The organism is Alcanivorax sp., from assembly GCF_014762765.1.
Lineage (GTDB): Bacteria > Pseudomonadota > Gammaproteobacteria > Pseudomonadales > Alcanivoracaceae > Alcanivorax.
On sequence record NZ_JABURH010000007.1, the window covers coordinates 1 to 2,093 of the forward strand.

Annotated in this window: 2 protein-coding genes; one reads left to right on the forward strand and one right to left on the reverse strand. The window is 63.0% G+C overall.

All coding sequences use genetic code 11. The features are described from left to right. Positions 1-64: 64 nt before the first annotated feature. The gene (locus tag HUJ17_RS00065; protein ID WP_290508804.1) at positions 65-1,057 is read right to left on the reverse strand and encodes an AraC family transcriptional regulator; all 993 of its coding nucleotides are present in this window, start codon (positions 1,055-1,057) and stop codon (positions 65-67) included. 92 nt (positions 1,058-1,149) lie between these two features. On the opposite strand from HUJ17_RS00065, the gene HUJ17_RS00070 reads away from it, so the two are divergent. After that, positions 1,150-2,093: fatty acid desaturase (locus HUJ17_RS00070; RefSeq protein ID WP_290508805.1), on the forward strand; the 944-nt coding region annotated here is incomplete at its 3' end.

Sequence of the window (2,093 nt, forward strand, 5' to 3'; positions counted from 1 at the left end):
CGATGCTCGCATCGCGAAGGGGCCGCAGAAAAACCCGCACGGTTGAGCGTTTTACCGCGCCTAGCTACCGAAACTGACTCGGCGACACCCCGAACCATTTCTTGAACGCCCGGGAAAACGCGCTCACTTCCGAGAACCCCAGCAGAAAGGCCATCTGCGTCACCGTCATCCCCGGCGTACGCAGGTGGCGCTCCACCAGCATCTTGCGGGTGTCTTCCACCAGTTGTTTCCAGCTCAACCCCTCATCGGCCAGCCGCCGCTGCAGGCTGCGTGAGCTCATGCAACATTCCGCCGCCGCCTCCGTCAGGGACGGCTCGCCGTCGGGCAGGCGTTGTTCGATCCACAGGGTCAGCTTGCTGGCCAGCGAGCCCCGCTCCGAGTCCGCCAGGCGCTGGGCCAGGGTGGCATCCAGCATGGCGGCGAGCTGGGTATCGCTGGCGTCCAGCATCTGCTGGGCGTTGGCCTTGTCGAATGCCAGCGCATAGTGATCCGTCTCCGTCACCGGGCAACGGAAATAGCGCCCCATGGCCTGGCGCAGGCCCGGTTCGATCCAGTCCGGGGCGGACACCGCCACCGGGTTGTGGTCCCGGTCAATACGGATACGCAGCAAGCGCACGATAGTGGCCATGACAAAGACGATGGCCTGGGGGTGGGGCTGGTGATCCGTGTTGGAGGAAAACTGCAGGGCCACGGTGGCGTCATCCACGGTCAGCTCGGTGCGCACCAGGTCGCTGATCAGGCGATGAAAGCGGGTAATGCGGTTGAGCACACTGTACAGATCGCCCCCCGCCGCCACCGCCAGCCCCAGGGCCCCGAAGGTGTTGTACTGGGCGTGGCGGGCAATCTCGATACCCATGGCCGGATCGCCCAGTTGGGCCAGGCAGTCATCCAGCAGCGCCGTGGACACCGCCGCATCCAGCCGGGCCTCCGGGTCCCGCACCATCTGCGGGTCCAGCCCGTGGCGGCGCAGGATCGCCTCGCCGTCCAGGCCCCGTTCGTGGAGCAGGTGCAGCAATGGCGCCATCAGCAAGGCCACCGCCTGTTTTTCTTCTTTCATTGGCGTCCCCGGTCAAACGGTTGGCGGGCAAGGGCGAGTTTTACTGGCCAGCGCCCCCTAGAGTGGTCCCCATCGAGAAAAGGAGCACTCTCATGGCAACAACACCCCCACGTGGAAAATCCTCCACCGACAAAAAAGTGCAACAGGCCATCATCGCGATCAGTGATGATATACGGCAACGGCACGGCTGGCTCAAGCACCAGAACGCCATCGGCTTCACCATCTTCGCCGTGGCCATTGCCGGCTGCACTCTTAATGCGGTGCTGTACCTGCAAGGTATCATGCCCGCCTGGCTGGTGATTGTCCTTACCGCCTTCTGGACCTCGCTGCTCCATGAACTGGAGCACGACCTGATCCACTGGATGTACTTCAAGAAGAACAAGCTCGTGCATCACCTGATGATGCTCGGCGTCTACCTGTGGCGCCCCACCACCATCAACCCCTGGGTACGCCGCCACCTGCATTTCCATCACCACAAGCACTCCGGCAGCGAAACCGACCTGGAAGAGCGCGGCATCACCAATGGTGAGAAGTGGGGCCTCAAGCGCCTGATCATGGTGGGCGACAACATGCTCGCCGTGTACCTGCGTGCGGTGAAATACCTGACCGAACCCCTGAAGCTCTACCGCCGCGGCGTTATCACTCGCAAAGACCTGAAGAACTTCCGCCTCATCGGCCTGGTGAGCTACAACCCCCTGGGCGTGATCGTCCACGCCATCTGGCACTTCTTCGTGCTCTACCACCTGCTCAACGGCGCCGCCTGGCTGGCCGGCAGCAGCATCCCGTGGCCGGAAGTGGTTAGCGCCCAGCTCAGCTGGATCACCCCGCTGGTGGTGGTACTGATCGCCCCCAACATGCTGCGCACCTTCTGCCTGCACTTCATCTCGTCCAACATGCATTACTACGGCGACAACGAACCCGGCAAGATCACTGAACAATGCCAGGTGCTCAACGTCTGGTGGCTGTGGCCCCTGCAGGCCTTCTGCTTCAACTTCGGCAGCACCCACGCCATCCACCACTTCGTGGTCCGCGACCC

Bases quoted from the DNA above. Each gene is read 5' to 3' on its own strand.
- HUJ17_RS00065 (WP_290508804.1), bottom strand. From the start codon at position 1,057: ATGAAAGAAGAAAAACAGGCGGTGGCCTTGCTGATGGCGCCATTGCTG.